Source organism: Paraburkholderia sp. GAS334, assembly GCF_050436625.1.
In the GTDB taxonomy this organism is placed as follows: domain Bacteria; phylum Pseudomonadota; class Gammaproteobacteria; order Burkholderiales; family Burkholderiaceae; genus Paraburkholderia.
The window spans coordinates 355721-371027 of the sequence record NZ_JBNDMO010000005.1 but is presented as its reverse complement, the minus strand read 5'-3'; the positions used below and the strand labels follow the sequence as shown (position 1 = coordinate 371027).

At 62.0% G+C, this 15307-nt stretch carries 19 protein-coding genes; 13 read left to right on the top strand and 6 right to left on the bottom strand.

What is annotated here, in order from left to right; genetic code table 11:
• The first annotated feature begins 132 nt into the window (after positions 1-132).
• Positions 133-1029: an EamA family transporter RarD gene (gene rarD, locus P3T21_RS12620; protein WP_429256258.1), complete on the top strand. Its 897-nt coding sequence runs from the start codon at positions 133-135 to the stop codon at positions 1027-1029.
• Here rarD and P3T21_RS12615 read toward each other — a convergent pair.
• Together P3T21_RS12615 and P3T21_RS12610 are read right to left on the bottom strand one after the other, a co-directional pair.
• A complete protein-coding gene (locus P3T21_RS12615) occupies positions 1026-1571 on the bottom strand; it encodes a DUF962 domain-containing protein (protein ID WP_429256257.1) in 546 nt (181 codons plus the stop codon). The genes rarD and P3T21_RS12615 overlap by 4 nt on opposite strands.
• Before the next feature lie 328 nt (positions 1572-1899).
• A complete protein-coding gene (locus tag P3T21_RS12610; protein ID WP_429256256.1) occupies positions 1900-2283 on the bottom strand; it encodes a hypothetical protein in 384 nt (127 codons plus the stop codon).
• A 274-nt stretch (positions 2284-2557) separates the two neighbouring features.
• Here P3T21_RS12610 and P3T21_RS12605 point away from each other — a divergent pair, with 274 nt between their 5' ends.
• From P3T21_RS12605 to P3T21_RS12590, 4 genes are all read left to right on the top strand, one after another.
• Positions 2558-3136, top strand: a complete 579-nt coding sequence (locus P3T21_RS12605) for a phospholipase D family protein (RefSeq protein ID WP_429256255.1) — start codon at positions 2558-2560, stop codon at positions 3134-3136.
• 146 nt (positions 3137-3282) lie between these two features.
• Positions 3283-3666 carry a DUF2946 domain-containing protein gene (locus tag P3T21_RS12600; protein ID WP_429256254.1) on the top strand — a complete coding sequence of 128 codons (384 nt, stop codon included), beginning with the start codon at positions 3283-3285 and terminating at the stop codon, positions 3664-3666.
• A 225-nt stretch (positions 3667-3891) separates the two neighbouring features.
• Complete coding sequence (locus P3T21_RS12595; protein ID WP_429256323.1) at positions 3892-6000, top strand: TonB-dependent receptor family protein; 2109 nt, start codon at positions 3892-3894, stop codon at positions 5998-6000.
• Between the two features lie 54 nt (positions 6001-6054).
• Complete coding sequence (locus P3T21_RS12590) at positions 6055-6234, top strand: hypothetical protein (protein WP_429256253.1); 180 nt, start codon at positions 6055-6057, stop codon at positions 6232-6234.
• Between the two features lie 58 nt (positions 6235-6292).
• Here the strand turns inward: P3T21_RS12590 and P3T21_RS12585 are convergent, their stop codons facing one another.
• Entirely contained in the window at positions 6293-6652 is a 360-nt protein-coding gene (locus tag P3T21_RS12585) for a DUF3564 domain-containing protein (RefSeq protein WP_429256252.1), read from the bottom strand.
• A gap of 383 nt (positions 6653-7035) precedes the next feature.
• On the opposite strand from P3T21_RS12585, the gene P3T21_RS12580 reads away from it, so the two are divergent.
• The 7 genes from P3T21_RS12580 (at position 7036) to P3T21_RS12550 (ending at position 11936) form a co-directional block, all read left to right on the top strand.
• Positions 7036-7458 carry a rubrerythrin family protein gene (locus P3T21_RS12580; RefSeq protein WP_429256251.1) on the top strand — a complete coding sequence of 141 codons (423 nt, stop codon included), beginning with the start codon at positions 7036-7038 and terminating at the stop codon, positions 7456-7458.
• Between the two features lie 170 nt (positions 7459-7628).
• Entirely contained in the window at positions 7629-8966 is a 1338-nt protein-coding gene (locus P3T21_RS12575) for a heterodisulfide reductase-related iron-sulfur binding cluster (RefSeq protein ID WP_429256322.1), read from the top strand.
• Positions 8967-8996: 30 nt separating this feature from the next.
• Entirely contained in the window at positions 8997-9578 is a 582-nt protein-coding gene (locus P3T21_RS12570) for a DUF3501 family protein (RefSeq protein WP_429256250.1), read from the top strand.
• Positions 9579-9689: 111 nt separating this feature from the next.
• A complete protein-coding gene (locus P3T21_RS12565; protein ID WP_429256249.1) occupies positions 9690-10364 on the top strand; it encodes a DUF4410 domain-containing protein in 675 nt (224 codons plus the stop codon).
• A gap of 91 nt (positions 10365-10455) precedes the next feature.
• Positions 10456-10845, top strand: a complete 390-nt coding sequence (locus P3T21_RS12560) for an ArsR/SmtB family transcription factor (RefSeq protein ID WP_429256248.1) — start codon at positions 10456-10458, stop codon at positions 10843-10845.
• Positions 10842-11387, top strand: a complete 546-nt coding sequence (locus P3T21_RS12555; protein ID WP_429256247.1) for an SRPBCC family protein — start codon at positions 10842-10844, stop codon at positions 11385-11387. The genes P3T21_RS12560 and P3T21_RS12555 overlap by 4 nt, the downstream gene beginning before the upstream one ends.
• A gap of 6 nt (positions 11388-11393) precedes the next feature.
• The gene (locus P3T21_RS12550; RefSeq protein ID WP_429256246.1) at positions 11394-11936 is read left to right on the top strand and encodes a DUF488 family protein; all 543 of its coding nucleotides are present in this window, start codon (positions 11394-11396) and stop codon (positions 11934-11936) included.
• 41 nt (positions 11937-11977) lie between these two features.
• On the opposite strand, the gene P3T21_RS12545 is transcribed toward P3T21_RS12550, so the two are convergent.
• Positions 11978-12883, bottom strand: coding sequence for a DMT family transporter (locus tag P3T21_RS12545; protein WP_429256245.1), 906 nt, complete (start codon positions 12881-12883; stop codon positions 11978-11980).
• Between the two features lie 163 nt (positions 12884-13046).
• Between P3T21_RS12545 and P3T21_RS12540 the strand changes: the two genes are divergently transcribed.
• A complete protein-coding gene (locus tag P3T21_RS12540; RefSeq protein ID WP_429256244.1) occupies positions 13047-13967 on the top strand; it encodes a helix-turn-helix domain-containing protein in 921 nt (306 codons plus the stop codon).
• Positions 13968-14069: 102 nt separating this feature from the next.
• On the opposite strand, the gene P3T21_RS12535 is transcribed toward P3T21_RS12540, so the two are convergent.
• The gene (locus tag P3T21_RS12535; RefSeq protein ID WP_429256243.1) at positions 14070-14483 is read right to left on the bottom strand and encodes a DoxX family protein; all 414 of its coding nucleotides are present in this window, start codon (positions 14481-14483) and stop codon (positions 14070-14072) included.
• A gap of 24 nt (positions 14484-14507) precedes the next feature.
• On the bottom strand, positions 14508-15233 hold the full coding sequence (locus P3T21_RS12530; RefSeq protein WP_429256242.1) for a pirin family protein: 726 nt from the start codon (positions 15231-15233) through the stop codon (positions 14508-14510).
• Positions 15234-15307: the final 74 nt, after the last annotated feature.

Genomic DNA, 15307 nt, shown 5'->3' with positions numbered 1-15307 from the left:
TTGTGCCTGCCGCCCGCCTGGATAAATTCCTGCGATGAAAATGAAAGACGCCGCCTTCATGCGCGGCACGACGTGTGCTTGCCTGAATGCGTTGAGCGCCTTGAATACTGCGCCACTGCGGACGGTCGGCCGATGAACCAGTACGAACCGGGGCGTGGCATCGCGTTGTCCGTCGGCGCTTCGGCGTTGTTTGCGCTGCTGTCGGCCTACGCGAAACTGCTCGTGCCGCTGACGGGCCTCGATATTTTTGCGTGGAGAATCATCTGGACCGTGCCCGGCGCGCTGCTTCTGATCGCGTTGCGCGGACGGATACCGCAATTGCGGGAACTGGCGGCGCGCGCCGTGAAACACCCTCGCATCGGGATTGCGCTCGTGATCAGCGCTGCGCTGCTTGGCTTGCAGTTGTGGGTTTTCCTGTGGGCGCCGCTGCACGGCCGCATGCTCGAAGTCTCGCTCGGCTATTTTCTGTTGCCGCTGATGATGGTGCTCGTCGGCCGGTTTTACTACCACGAGCGGCTCGACGGGCTGCAATGGCTGGCAGTTGCGTGCGCGGCGGTGGGCGTGGCGCATGAACTGTGGATGACGCGTGCATTTTCATGGCCGACGATGCTCGTCGCGCTCGGCTATCCGCCGTATTTCGTGCTGCGCCGCAAAATCAACGCGGATTCCCTGACTGCGTTCGCGCTCGAAGTGATGCTGCTGTTTCCCGTTGCGATCGCTTTCGTCTCGACAGGCGGCTCACTGGCGCTGCTCCACGGCCGCTACGACATGTGGTTGCTGTTATTGCCCGGGCTCGGCGCGTTGAGCACCGCGGCGCTCGCGTCGTATCTGAAAGCGAGCCGGCTGCTGCCGATGGCGCTGTTCGGCATCCTCGGCTATGTCGAGCCCGTGCTGCTCGTGATCGTATCGGTGACGTTGCTTGGCGAAACGCTCTCCGCTGCGCAACTGGCCACCTACGGGCCGATCTGGATCGCCGTCGCGCTGACAGCGCTGCACGGCGTGCGGCTGGTGCGTTTCGCGCCGCGTTAGCGTCGTTGCGGCGCGGCGGGCACAGCGGGATTGATGCGCGTCGCGCCGACCTGTGCCTCGATCGCCTCGCGTAACGCCGGCCGCCATCGAAAGGCGAATAGCGCTTCGGCGAGCACGAAGAGCGGGCCGATCGCGAGGCCGATCAGATCGTCGACGAACGCCGGCTTGCGATGTTCATACGCGACGTGGCCGACAAACTGGAACACCCAGCCGACCACGAAGAGGCCCACACCCGCTAGGAGCCACGTCAGCGTGGACTGCGCCGCGAGCCACTGGCCTACCACAAGGCACAGCGCGAATGCCAGGGCCGTCATGATGCCGAGCGGCACATCGAGCGCGAGGTAGTACAGCGTCGTGACGACCAGCAGCAGCCACGCGGGCGAAAGCGGAAAGGGCAACGCGGAGAAGCTCCACGCGGGCCGGCTCAGCAGCACGGCGACGGCGAGCACGATCATCGGAATGCCGACAAAATGCGTGGCGATATTGCGGCGGTCACGGTGATAAGCCGCGTACTGGGTCAATTGTTCTGTGAGTGTTCTCATGGGCGACGTCTCCAGATCGAGGTCTTCATCATCGCGTGCAATGCGATTTTCAAACCTTCGGGTAGTCGACAATCTCGCACAGATACCGCTCAATGAATTCGAGTCTTTCCTCGACTTGCCGTCAACCTGCGTTGCGCGGCACGTTTTAACTGCGTTATAGCGAAATCGATTTTCGATGCAGCGTTGCCGTCGATAATGACCGGAGCCGGTTTTTGCCGGACAAGCGCGCATTCATCGCCTGAAACGAAAAAGGGCGAGTCTTGCGACTCGCCCGCGAGGGACATCTTCCGTTTAAATCGGCGCAACGGAAGACGTCTGGCCGATAACGTTATTGGGTTTTAGTCGTCTCGGCCTTGGTGTTATCTGCTTTTGTCTGCGTAGCGTCAGGTGTCTTGCTGGCATCGGTTTTTGCTTTGACCTGCGTGGCATCCGCCGCCTTGCTGGAGTCAGTCTTCGCCTTTGCCACATTTGCGTCCGACGGATGCTTTTTGTGCGCAACCTTCGTGTGGGTCCTGGCGGTCGACGCGTGCTTTGCGGCCGGCGCGGCAGCAGTCGTCTTGCTGCCGGCAGTCGTGTCCGTCTTTAGTCCGTCGGCCGTCGATGCCTTCAGATGCGCCTCTGTTCCCGCGGGCGCCGAAGCGGGCGCGGTGGTCTGGGCGAATGCTGTCGAGACGAGCAGGGCGGAAGCGAGCGCAGCGAAAATGGTCTTCATTGAGTGACTCCTTTTTATCGCGCCGGGTAAGTGGTCAGCGCTGCCGGTTTAACGTCGGGCAGATGACGCAAGTTGACGTCCTTCTGGTGACAAAACGTAACGGCGCATTGCCCGGCTAAAACCAGAAGAGCCACAGTCGGCAGGACCGCGGCTCTTTTGCGCATACGCCCGACACAATCGAGGCGCGCACGTGCCAGAAGCAGTCGCGAAGACGTTGCGATACCGATATACTTTCGCGCTCACCCGAACGGCACAAACAGAACATCAACATCGCATGCATCTCCGTATCCTCGCCGTCGTCGCTCTAGCGTTTTCGATTCCTGCTGCCCATGCCGATTCTTCGCTGGCCACGTGGGGCAAACAACTCTTTTCGCGCACTGAACCCGCCGCGCCATTCGCGTCGGGCGCTTCGTATAAGGTCTGCTTCGTGCCGAACGGCGCAAGCTGTCAGGACCTGATCGTCGATGAAATCAACAACACCCGGCGCAGTCTGCTGATTCAGGCCTATTCGTTCACGAGCGCGCCGATCGCTTCGGCCGTCAAGCGCGCCAAAGACCGGGGCGTGGACGTTCACGTCATTCTGGACAAGAGCCAGGTTTCGCAGCGATATTCGAGCGCGACGTTCCTGCGCAACGCGGGCATTCCTGTCGTGATCGACACGAGGCCTGCGATCGCGCACAACAAGATCATGGTGTTCGACAACGCGAGCGTGTTCACCGGCTCGTTCAACTTCACAAGGTCCGCTGAAGAGCGCAACGCCGAGAACGGGTTTCTGGTTCGAGGCGACGAAAAGATCGTGAAGGCATACGTCGATAACTGGAACGAGCGATTCAGGGTTTCCACGCCTTACTAGCGGTTCAGATCCGGTGCGGCGTAGTGCAGCGTGGACAACATGGCAATTCACGCCTATGAAAACCAGTGGTCAGCTGCATGACCGCTGCAACGGTCGCGTGGCATAATCGCCGCTCATTTTTCTGACACCGTTCACGACGCCCACGCATGCTGCGCCCTGGTCTTCAGAAGATCGGCAGTATCCTCGGATTGCTCGCAATCCTGATGGTCACGCTCGCCCCGACGATATCGCAGGCGATTGCGGCAGAGGAACGCGTGGATGCGCTGTTGTCCCTGAACTGTTCCGCACAACCCGAAGCGACGACTCACGATGCCGGCGACACGTCGTCATCGCACACGACGATGTCGCATCTGCAGGCATGCGGATACTGCAATCTCTTCGCGCATGCGCCAGTGCTTCCAACGGCACTGACCACGTTCGAAGCCCGTGTCTGGATCATCCAGCACCGCGCAACGACGCGTTTCGAAAGCCTGCGTCGCGTCCTTCCCCTCACTTCGGCGCAACCTCGCGCCCCGCCGCTCTCCTCCTGATTCCAGCCGGCCGATAGCGATGCACGTGCTGCGTCGCGATGCGTTTGCACGTTCGCGCGTTTGTTCGAACCGCAATCGCATGGCCGCGACCTGATCTCGCCATCCTGCACGCGCTGTCTGCCACAGCGGCGTTCGCGCATCTGCTGCCTGCGCGCTCACGCGCGCTCACGGCTCGCGCTCATTCGTCATCGAACAACTGCTATTCAATCAACGAGACCCAACATGATGTTCCGGCTATCCAGACGCCGCGGGGCGCTTTCAGGTGTGGCTGCGCTTTTCGCAACCCAGGCGCTCGCGCAGACCGCCGATCCTGCGAATGTGCAGAACGGCGACACGCTGCCTGCGGTGATCGTCCACGGCACTGTCACGCGTTCGCTGACCTCTCAATCCACCGGTGAGCAGAAGCGCACGCTCGACGAGACAGTCGGCTCGGTCGGCTTCGTCGACAGCGAGTCATATGCGAATACCTACGCATTCACGTTGCGCGATGTCCTGAAGGATGTCCCGGGCGTCTTTGTACAGAGCCGCTACGGGCAGGAACTGCGTCTTTCGATTCGCGGCTCGGGCATTGCGCGCTCGTATCACACGCGCGGACTTGAAATCCTTCAGGACGGCATCCCCACCAATCTCGCGGACGGCAGTGGCGACTACTATCAGATCGACCCGCTCGCGCTTCAGGCCACCGAGGTCTACAAAGGCGGTAACGGCCTCGCATACGGATCCTCGACGCCCGGTGGCGCCATCGATTTCCTGACGCCCACGGCGTACACCGCAATTGCGCCGAACATCGTGCGGCTCGAAGGCGGCAGCTACGGAACGGTACGCGGCAGCGCCCAGTTTTCGCGCGTCGTGGGGCCGCTCGATTTCATCGGTACCTTCACCGTCGATCATGCCCACGGTTTCCGCCAGCACGAACGCGGCCAGTATGAGCAGTTCAACGCGAACGTCGGCTACCGGTTCAATCCGCGCGTCGAGACGCGCTTCTATCTCGGCGCCTATATCGTCGATCAGCAACTGCCCGGCACGCTCACGCTCTCCGACGCACTGAACAACCCGACAAAGGCGGCGGCCAGCGCACTCTCCGGCGACCAGGCGCGCAATACCCGCACGGAGCGGATCGCCAACCGTACGACTGTGAAGCTCGACGTCGGTCAGCTCGATATCGACACATGGGCGATCCACAAGAGCCTCTACCACCCGATCTTCCAGGTCATCGATCAGGACGGCTGGACGTACGGCATCGCGCCGCATTACACGGCGACGCTCGATCTGGGCGGTCTGCGCAACGACGTGATTGCTGGAGCACGCTTCTTTGGTGGCAATACGCAGGCGAGGCAATACGTCAATCTCTCCGGTTCGCGCGGCGCGCAGACGCTCGACGCGACGCAGAGCGCCTACAACTATGAAGCCTACGTCGAGGACCGGTTGTTCTTTCTGCCGACGGTCGCGCTGATGGCCGGTATCAAGGCACTGCGCGATGTGCGGCAATACGTCGATCACGGCGGACTGGCGGCCGATCCGACCTACAGGTCGACGAGCCAGACGTCTAACGGACTGAATCCCAGGATCGGCCTGCTGTGGCAGGCGAACAGCGACATTCAGGCGTTCGTCGACATCACGCGCAGTCAGGATGTACCGGACTTCGGCGACCTCACGCAGACGTTCAGCAAAACGACGCGCTTCACGCCACTCTCGTCGCAGCATGCGTGGACGCTTGAACTCGGCACGCGGGGAACGCGCGACCGCGTGAGCTGGGATCTCACCGCGTATCACTCGATTGTGCGCGACCAGTTGCTTCAGTACACGACCGGCCCGGACATTCCCGCCTCGACGTTCAATGCGAACAGGACGGTCATTCAGGGGATCGAGGCGGCTGCGTCGGTCGATCTCTTCCGCGACATCGTGCGGGCGGGAGCGGGCGACAAGGTCACGTTGTCGGGACTCTGGAACCTGAGCGACTTCCGCTTCAAGGACGATCCGCAATATGGCTCGAATCGCATCGCGGGCGTGCCGGTGAATGTATTGCGTGCATCGCTCGGTTATTCCCGTCCAGACGGTTTTCACATCTCGACGAGTGTCGACTGGGTGCCCGCCGGCGCATGGGCTGACGATGCCAATACGTTGCGCGTGCCCGGCTACGCGCTGCTCGGCGTAGAGGCGGGTATGGACTTTCGCAATGGCGTTTCAGTGTTCGTCGATGCACGCAACCTGACGAACAAACGCTATGTGAGCGACATCGGCACCGTTGCTGACGCTCGCACGGTGAGCAGCACCGCCATTTTCTATCCAGGCTCGGGCCGCAGTGTGTTTGCCGGCATGCGCTACGCGTTCTAAGGATCACATGATGACCTCGACTCCGCCTCGTCCGGCCCGGAGAAGCGCCCGCTCGTGGAGAACGCCGGCCTTCTGGGCGCGCCAGTTGCCGGCATTCGTCAGATGATTGCAATCGGTCTGAATTACCGCCATCACGCGGAAGACCTCGCGGACGGCGACGCGATCGATATGTCGACTACCGGCTGGGCACGCAACGGCATCAGGTTCGCGACCTGCGCGAATACTGCCTTTTAACTGGTGCTAACGCAGCAAAGCGGGGGCGGCGCGGCTGGCCCCCCCGTGTCAGATCAGATCAGCTGTCGAACACGCCGTGTTCAGCGTGCACAGGCTGTCGATCGACGGCCTGAAGCCGCCAATACCCATTCATCGGCTTGTGCGCCGATGACGAAGACCACGCGGCCGAACCCTGCGCGGCGCTTACGCGCTGCTTGCGGTCGACGTGTAATCCGCGCAGCGTGCAAAGCGGCGCGTCGTCGCTGGGTGCGCACAGCATCGTGACGCCATCGACGTCACGCAGTTCGCCCCAGGCGGGAAAGTCAATGCCCTGATGTGATTCTCTGGACCATCGGTGCTGATCCGTGTCGAGCCAGAGGACAGCGTAATCGTGGTTCACGCTGGGATCCGACCCGTTGATCAAGATCGTAAGACGCATATAAAGCTCCAACGAAAAGACAACGTGAAGGCCTGGATGCCTTCCAGTCTAGGTCGGAGCAACGCTTTAGCAAGACGTTCCCGCAAACTGCATCACGCACTTGTTACGAAATGCTTTTGCTGCGGTACTACTTCGCGGCGACAATCGTCGGCAATCGTTGGCTATTGCAGAAATTGCCTGGCAGAGCGATGCGAAATGCGTAAAAACGCCAGTTTCTGGCTATCGACGGCATTGAAAAACACAATTGGGGAAGGGGTTGCGCAACCTCTAGATTTAGAGAGGCACGATGAGACGCGCGGCGTCGGCTCGTGCGCTCGAGGCGCGTAAAGAGACGATAAACGTCCGGCGCGCACCCACAATACAGGTACGGATGGAGGCAACAGATGTCACAGCTCAAAGGCTCCAGAACCGAAGAGAATCTGAAGTTCGCGTTCGCCGGCGAATCCCAGGCAAACCGTCGCTATCTATATTTCGCAGCCAAGGCCGACGTCGAGGGACAGAACGATGTTGCTGCGCTGTTCCGTTCGACCGCCGAAGGCGAGACTGGCCATGCACATGGTCACCTCGAATATCTGGAAGCGACCGGCGATCCGGCAACGGGTTTGCCGTTTGGTCCGTCGCGCCTGAATCTCGAGGCCGCGATTGCCGGCGAAACGCACGAGTACACTGATATGTATCCGGGCATGGCGAAAGCAGCGCGCGAAGAAGGTTTCGATGAAATCGCGAACTGGTTCGAAACGCTGGCCAAAGCCGAGCGCAGTCACGCGAACCGCTATACGAAGGCACTCGAAGCGCTGGTGGACTGACAGGCTCTGCTTGCCGGTCTGAATCGACGCCGCTTACGCAGGCACGCATCGCACATGCGCATTGCATGCAGTATGCACGTGCGGCGCGTCCGGTCGAGGCCGCGCGCGCTGCGCGGCGCGGTGCCGCTTCGTCCGATCGCATCGCTTTCGCACAGGAGGAGCTCGACGCCATGCCGCATAAGGAAGGCAGTCTGGAGGCGCCCACACGGTATCCGCTCGACTGGCTCTCGGACGGGTTCTACGATCAGGCATCGCTCGACAAGGAGTTGTCGCGCGTCTTCGACATCTGCGCTGGATGCCGGCGCTGCGTGTCGCTATGTGGCGCGTTTCCGGCACTCTTCGATCTCGTGGACGAAACGGATAGTGGCGAAGCGCACGACGTCGACACCCGCGAGTTCGGCAAGGTCGTCGACCAGTGCTATCTGTGCGACCTCTGCTACATGACGAAATGCCCGTACGTGCCGCCGCATCCGTGGAATGTCGATTTTCCGCATCTGATGCTGCGCGCGAAGGCGGTCGATTACCGGCGCGGCGATGTGCCGTTGCGCGATAAATTCCTCTCCAACACGGATGCGCTGGGCCACTTCGCGGGCATTCCGGTCGTTACGCAGACCGTCAACGCCGTGAATCACACGGCGGCCGCGCGCGGTGTGATGGAAAAGGCGCTGGGCGTCGACAAAAAGGCGTGGTTGCCTGATTTCGCTGCGCGCAAGTTTCGCAGCGCTGCGCAGGAATCTCCGAAAAAGCCCGTGCGCGATGGCGAGCGCACGCCCGGCAAGGTTGCGATTTACGCGACCTGTTACGTGAATTTCAATGAGCCTGGTATCGGGCACGATCTGCTTGCAGTGCTCGCGCACAACGAGATTCCTTACGAACTCGTCGCGAGCGAGGCGTGCTGCGGCATGCCTTTGCTCGAACAGGGCAATCTGCAAGGCGTCGCGGGCAAGAAAGAGAAGAACATGCCCGTGCTCGCGAAATACGCGCGCGAAGGCTACGCGATCATCGGCGCGATTCCGAGCTGCGTGCTCATGTACAAGCACGAACTCCCGCTGATGTTTCCCGACGACGAAGACGTGCGTGCCGTCAGCGATGCGTTCTGGGACCCGTTCGAATACTTCGTGTCGCGCCATCGTGACGGCCTTTTGAAGACCGACTTCAAGACCGCGCTCGGCAAGGTGTCATATCACGTCCCATGTCACGCGCGCGTGCAGAACATCGGGCGCAAGACGTTCGAAACGTTGTCGCTCGTGCCCGATACGAAAGTGACCGTCGTTGAGCGCTGTTCGGGCCATGCGGGCACGTTCGGCGTAAAGAAGGAGTTTCACGCGATGGCGATGAAGATCGGTACGCCGGTTTTCAAGGCGATGGCGCAGGCGGAGCCTGATTACATTTCGTCCGATTGCCAGCTTGCAGGACATCACATCGAACAGGGTATCGACGAGAACGGATTGCGCCGCTCGCAGCTCGCGCATCCGCTGACGCTGTTGCGCAAGGCGTACGGCATCTGAGCATCTGACTCCGACAACGTGAGGCACGCCATGAGCATTGCCAGGAATTCGCTGCTGTCGCTGGAAACGTATGCGAAGTCGCGCAAAACGATGCGCGAGCAGGTCATCGAACACAAGAAGGAGCGTACCGTTCCGCTCGGCAATCACGTCACATTCCTGTTCGAGGACGAAACGACGATCCGCTATCAGATCCAGGAAATGCTCCACATCGAGAAAATCTTCGACGAAGCGGGCATTCAGGGTGAGCTCGACGCGTATCTGCCGCTCGTGCCGGACGGCAGCAACCTGAAAGCGACGATGCAGATCGAGTACGAAAACGAAATCGAACGACACGCCGCGCTGGCGCGACTGATCGGCATCGAGGATCGCGTGTTCGTGCAGGTCGATGGCGAAGCGCCCGTGTACGCAATCGCCGACGAAGACATGGAGCGTGAGAACGCCGAGAAAACTTCAGCGGTGCATTTCGTGCGCTTCGAGTTGACGCCTTCGATGAAGGCGCGTCTGCGCGACGGCGCAGCGCTCAGGATCGGCAGCGATCATCCGAACTACCCGGTGCCGCTTTATACGATCGAGGCTGGCGTTCGCGCCTCGCTGCTCAAGGATCTGAAGTAGCGCGCGCTGCCTGGGGCGGCCGTCGGGTAAACGCTGGCGGGAGTGCAGGTCCGCTGAACGTCCGCGCCATGTACGATGACCGCGTCTGCATAACAGCTGCGGAGTCAGGCAATGAAAACCTCCTGGCGGTGCATCGCCTTGATCTCGTGCTGGCTCGCAGCGGTCGCCACCACAAGCCTTGCCGCTGATTCTTCAGGCACGCCGATTCCGTCCAGTGTCGTCTACGTTGCCGACTTCGATCTCGACGCCGCCGCCGTCAAACCTGACGACAGCCGGCCGCAGCGCGCCCGGCGCCTGATCGGCGGCCTGTTGCCGACCGGCCCGGTGATGCCGGGACAGGATCCGCAGGCACACGCCCAAAAGATCGTCGCCTCGATGGCCGGGCAACTGACCGCCGATCTGACGAAGGCCGGCGTGGACGCACGGCGGCTCGCGCCTGGCGCCGCGCGGCCGGATAAGGGCTGGCTGGTGCACGGCGTTTTCCTGAGCGTCGACGAGGGCAACCGGATCAAGCGTGCGGTTGTTGGCTTCGGCGCGGGGCAGGGCAGTCTGCAGGTCGCGGTGGCCATCGACGATCTCGCCACGCCGGGCCAGCCGCCGCTGTATGAAGACGTCGACAGCGGATCGGGCGGACATAAGCCAGGCGCCGCCATCAAGCTCAATCCGTATGTCGTCGCGGCAAAGTTCGTGCTCGCGGGCCACGACGAAGCCACCATGATCACGCACACCGCACAGCAGATCTCCGACGCGGTGGTTCAGCGTCTGCAAACCGCACCGAAGCACTAGCGCAAGGCCACCTGAGGCCAGACCATGCACCGTAGGATAATATTCAACCATCTGGTTGAATAATGCGCGTTGTCTTCCTATACTCGCCTGCATGATCCAATCCGATTCCGCTCTGGACGGCGTCTTCCGTGCGCTGTCCGACCCGACGCGTCGCGCGATGCTGCGTCAGCTGGCCACTGGAGAACGCAATATCCGCGAACTCGCGGCGCCGTTTGACATGTCGTTCGCGGCCGCGTCCAAGCACGTGAAGGTGCTCGAAGGCGCGGGGCTGATCCGCCGGCGCATCGACGGGCGCTCGCACGTCTGCCAGATCGAGGCAGGGCCGCTCGCGGCTGTCGATGCATGGCTGCGCTTCTACGAAAGGTTCTGGACCGCACACCTCGGTGTACTCGATGGACTGCTGCGCGAAGCCAGTGAGCGTGACGCAGGTTCTCAACCTTCCCAACCTGATGAGCCAGAACAGAAAGGAGAACACGAATGAACGAAGACGACTATGGCGTGGCGCTGGGCACCCAGGTGATCCGCTTCGAGCGGTTGCTGCCAGGCCCGATCGAGCGGGTCTGGGCGTACCTGACCGATTCGGAGAAACGCGGCCAGTGGCTGGCATCGGGCGTGATGCCGCTCTACGTAGGCGGCGAATTCGAACTGCACTTCAATCACCGGAATCTGTCGTCAGATCCGGCGCCGACGCCCGAGCCTTATCGCAAGTATGACAAGGGCCATGTGTCGCGTCATCGCGTGACGCGTTTCGAGCCGCCGCATCTGCTCGCCTTCACATGGGGCGACGAGAAGGAAGGGCAGTCGGAAGTGCTGATCGAGTTGAAGCAGGCGGGCGAGCGCGTGCGCCTCGTGCTGACGCACGAAAAGCTGCCGAATCCGCAGCAGCAACTCGGCGTGTCCGGCGGCTGGCATGCCCATCTCGCGGTGCTGGACGACCGGCTCACCGAGCGGCCGACGCCGTCGTTCTGGGCGATCTTCGCGGAACTCGAAGGCGTGTATGAAAAGCGGCTGCCGAAGTCCTGATCTGCGATGACGCTTCCGTTTTTCACGATCGGCCATTCGACGCATCCGCTGCCCGAATTCATCGGCATGTTGAAGGAGTCGGGCGTCGGGATGCTGGTCGATGTGCGCAGCATTCCGCGTTCGCGCACCAATCCCCAATTCAATCGTGACACGCTGCCCGACGCGCTTGCCGTCGAGCAGATTGGCTATCTGCACGTCGCGGAACTCGGCGGACGGCGCAGCAAAAGTCACGCGCCCGAGCCTTCGCCGAATGGTTACTGGACACATCCGGCGTTCCGCAACTACGCCGACTACGCGATGACGGACGCATTCCGCGATGGCCTCGCGACGCTGCTCGCAACGGGCCACCAGACGCGCTGCGCGGTGATGTGCTCGGAGGCGGTGTGGTGGCGATGCCATCGACGCATCATCACCGACTATCTGCTCGCGGGTGGCGAAACCGTGTTGCACATCATGGGCGCCCACCACGTGGATCCGGCGACGATGACGCCCGGCGCGCAGGCGCAAACCGACGGCACGCTGATTTATCCACCGGAAAAGCGTGACTAGAACCAGCGCCGTTCGCGGCGGGCTGCTTCGCTGCGGGCGCGCTACGCTGCCCGCTTTGCGGGCCGTCCCACGAAAATACGCCGCGTCATATCGAAGGCAACGAGATTGCCCGCGACAACCAGCACCAGCCCCACAATCGCCAGCGCGGACCATCGATATCCTTCGAACACCGTCGACAACGCAAGCGCGACGATCGGAAACAGCACGGTGCAATACGCGGCCCGCTCCGGCCCGATGCGTCCGACCAGCGTCAGATACGCGGTGAAGCCAATCACCGAACCCGGAATCGCGAGATAGAGCAGCGCGCCGAGATAGCGCGGGCCCGGTTCCAGCGCGAAAGGCAACCCGGCGACAAGACTGCCGGCCGTCAGCACGCTCGCGCCGATCAGCATCGCCCAGCTGTTGGTGGCGAGCGGATGCAGACCCATGCCCTGCATCCGGCTCGACAGCAGATTGCCCGCCGAAAAGCACATCGTGCCGAGAAACGCGATCCCAAGGCCACGCCACATCACGACGTCGCCGGCGTGGAGGGCCATCTGCTGCTCGAACAGGCACGCGATGCCAACGAGTCCAAGCAGCGCGCCAATGATCGCTGTCGGCTGCAACGTGCGGCCCATGAAAAGCCTGCCGTTGATCGAGTTCAGGAGCGGTGCCGTCGAGAACACGACGGCGACGAGCCCGCTCGGCACAACCTGCTCGGCGTAGTAGAAGCACAAAAAGTTGACGCAGAAGAGCGCAAGACCCTGCGCGGCCAGAAAGCGCCAGGCGGCACGCGGCGGCCACATCGGGCGGCGCATCACGCGCAGGATCGCAAACAGCACCAGCGCGGCGAGCCAGAAGCGCAGCGCGATCGATACCGGCGGCGGCGTCACGCCCAGTTGCCATTTGATGGCGATCCACGTGGTGCCCCAGATCAGCACGGTCACGGCGTAGAGAAGCGGATTCATAAGGTTTTGCGCAGAAGGGAGGGAATTCAGGAGCCCGACTATGCGCCCGCGGGCGTCGCGCGACTTGTCCAGGATTGCGCACTTTTCCGGGCGGCGTCAGCGGCGCTCAGGTGTTCCCCGTATACTCGGTGCATCTTTCCTGCTTGTCGCCGCGCTAAAAGCCGTGAATCCGAACCCGCCCGCTCCCGTGATCGACCTTGCCGAGACGCCGTTTGGCCTGCATTCGGTGTGCCGCACGCTGGGCGAATCGAACGCGACGCTGGAGCGGTTCGCGTGGCTTGGCGACCAGCTGGCAGTCGCGATCTGGCGGCGCGAAACCGAGGAAGCCGAAACGATCTACGACCAGCCGGGCCATCACACGCTCTCGTGCTATCTGAATGGCGGCTACAGGACGGAACGTCAGAAGATGCCGGGTCTGTATGGCGCGCCGAGCCGGCTGTGCGCGCTGCCGGGTGACCATGAGTCGCGCTGGTGGGTGCGCGGACATATGCACTTCATGCATCTGTACTTCCTGCCGGAGCACTTCACGCGTCGCGCCGTGCAGGAACTCGACCGCGAGCCACGCGAACTGACGCTCGCCGATCGCACGTATTTCGAACATGCCGAAATCGCGCAGCTTTGCCAGACGCTCGCCAACGAACTGTGGGATGACCCCGACGGGCGGCTGCGTGCGAACGAGACCGCGCACGACGTGCTGAGCCTGCTGCTGCAGGCGCAATCGGTGCAGCGCACGAACGTGGCACACAAGGGCGGATTGTCGGTGGCGACGCGCCGGCGCCTGCGCGACTATATCGAGGCGAATCTGACCCAGCCGCTGACACTCGGCGATCTCGCCGACGTCGCGTGTCTGTCCGAATTTCATCTGGCGCGGATGTTCCGAACGTCGTTTGGTCTACCGCCGCATGCGTGGATCGCGCAGCAGCGCCTCGATCGCGCGCGCGAATTGCTGCGAACGACCGCGCTACCGCTTGAACAGGTTGCGATTCATAGCGGCTACGCGAATCCGAGCCATCTGAGCCATCGCTTTCGCGCAGCATCAGGCGCGACGCCGACGGCTTACCGGCGGGCGATGCGGTCTGTTTGAACCTTCTATCCCCGAACAGGGCTCCGGAAGGCGACAAAAAAGGGACGCCACTTCAACTGGCGTCCCTTCGTCCTGCTGAACTGCTCCGTCAATCCTGACCGCTTACTTCTTCACGATCGCGTACTTGCCCGGGCCTGTGACCGCGAGGAGCAGCAAGCCGCCCATGATGCTGACGTTCTTGTAGAAGTTGATCATGTTGCCCATGTGCTCGGCACCTTCCATCGTCCAGTAGTGGTGGCCGATCAGCGCGGCGCCGAACGTGTACAGCACGAACAGCAGCGCCAGCGGCCGCGTGAAGATGCCGAGAATCAGCGCGATTGCGACGAACACTTCCATCACCACCGCGATGATCGCCGACAGCACCGGCGCGGGCGCGCCCAGCGACCCCATATAGCCGACCGTGCCGCCGAAGTTGGTCAGCTTGCTCCAGCCGAACGCCAGAAACAGCACCATCAGCAGGACGCGCGCGACCAGAATCAGGCCGTCCCGGTTACGCTCGATCACATCATTCAACATGGTTGTTCTCCTTTTAAAAATCGATCAGGACCACAGCGACGATACTTCAATCGGCCGCAGGTCGAACACCAGTACTTCGGCATTGTCGCCGTCCGCAAACGTCAGGGCAGTTTCGTGACGCACCCGCGCGCCGTCGCCTTCGGTCAGACGCGTGCCGTTCACCGTCACACTGCCACGCGCCACATGCACGTACGCAAAACGGTCAGCCGGCAGTTCGAGGCGCGCCGTTTCTTCGCCGTCGAAGAGGCCTGCGTACACCCGCGCGTCCTGACGCACTTCGAGTGAATCGTTCGCGCCGTCCGGCGAAATGATGAGACGCAAGGTGCCGCGCTTGTCGTCCGTCGAAAAATGCTTCTGCTGATAACGCGGCTCGGCGTCCTTCGTCGACGGTGCAATCCAGATCTGCATGAAATGCACTGGCTCGCTCTTCGAGTGGTTGTACTCGCTGTGCGCGACACCCGTGCCTGCGCTCATCAATTGCACGTCGCCGGGACGGATGACCGAGCCGGTGCCCATCGTGTCCGCGTGTTCGAGCGCGCCTTCCAGCACGTACGAAAAGATTTCCATGTCGCGGTGCGGATGCTTGCCGAAACCGCGAGCGGGCGCGACGCGGTCGTCGTTGATGACGAGCAGGTCAGAAAAGCCCACCTGTTGCGGGTCGAAATACTGTGCGAACGAAAAACTGTGGCGTGAACTGAGCCAGCCGTGTTCGCCACGACCGCGTTGATCTGCCTTGCGAATGTCCAGCATGTTGCTTCTCCCGGTAAGTGAGTCGCTCCGGCGGTTGATCTGGGTGTTTCAAGGAACCGTCGTTGTCGCGATGT

Bases quoted from the DNA above. Each gene is read 5' to 3' on its own strand.
- P3T21_RS12555 (WP_429256247.1), top strand. From the start codon at position 10,842: ATGAACGAAGACGACTATGGCGTGGCGCTGGGCACCCAGGTGATCCGC.
- P3T21_RS12615 (WP_429256257.1), bottom strand. From the start codon at position 1,571: ATGAGAACACTCACAGAACAATTGACCCAGTACGCGGCTTATCACCGT.
- P3T21_RS12565 (WP_429256249.1), top strand. From the start codon at position 9,690: ATGAAAACCTCCTGGCGGTGCATCGCCTTGATCTCGTGCTGGCTCGCA.
- P3T21_RS12530 (WP_429256242.1), bottom strand. From the start codon at position 15,233: ATGCTGGACATTCGCAAGGCAGATCAACGCGGTCGTGGCGAACACGGC.
- P3T21_RS12535 (WP_429256243.1), bottom strand. From the start codon at position 14,483: ATGTTGAATGATGTGATCGAGCGTAACCGGGACGGCCTGATTCTGGTC.
- P3T21_RS12595 (WP_429256323.1), top strand. From the start codon at position 3,892: ATGTTCCGGCTATCCAGACGCCGCGGGGCGCTTTCAGGTGTGGCTGCG.
- P3T21_RS12585 (WP_429256252.1), bottom strand. From the start codon at position 6,652: ATGCGTCTTACGATCTTGATCAACGGGTCGGATCCCAGCGTGAACCAC.
- rarD (WP_429256258.1), top strand. From the start codon at position 133: ATGAACCAGTACGAACCGGGGCGTGGCATCGCGTTGTCCGTCGGCGCT.
- P3T21_RS12550 (WP_429256246.1), top strand. From the start codon at position 11,394: ATGACGCTTCCGTTTTTCACGATCGGCCATTCGACGCATCCGCTGCCC.
- P3T21_RS12570 (WP_429256250.1), top strand. From the start codon at position 8,997: ATGAGCATTGCCAGGAATTCGCTGCTGTCGCTGGAAACGTATGCGAAG.
- P3T21_RS12545 (WP_429256245.1), bottom strand. From the start codon at position 12,883: ATGAATCCGCTTCTCTACGCCGTGACCGTGCTGATCTGGGGCACCACG.
- P3T21_RS12560 (WP_429256248.1), top strand. From the start codon at position 10,456: ATGATCCAATCCGATTCCGCTCTGGACGGCGTCTTCCGTGCGCTGTCC.
- P3T21_RS12605 (WP_429256255.1), top strand. From the start codon at position 2,558: ATGCATCTCCGTATCCTCGCCGTCGTCGCTCTAGCGTTTTCGATTCCT.
- P3T21_RS12600 (WP_429256254.1), top strand. From the start codon at position 3,283: ATGCTGCGCCCTGGTCTTCAGAAGATCGGCAGTATCCTCGGATTGCTC.
- P3T21_RS12575 (WP_429256322.1), top strand. From the start codon at position 7,629: ATGCCGCATAAGGAAGGCAGTCTGGAGGCGCCCACACGGTATCCGCTC.
- P3T21_RS12610 (WP_429256256.1), bottom strand. From the start codon at position 2,283: ATGAAGACCATTTTCGCTGCGCTCGCTTCCGCCCTGCTCGTCTCGACA.
- P3T21_RS12580 (WP_429256251.1), top strand. From the start codon at position 7,036: ATGTCACAGCTCAAAGGCTCCAGAACCGAAGAGAATCTGAAGTTCGCG.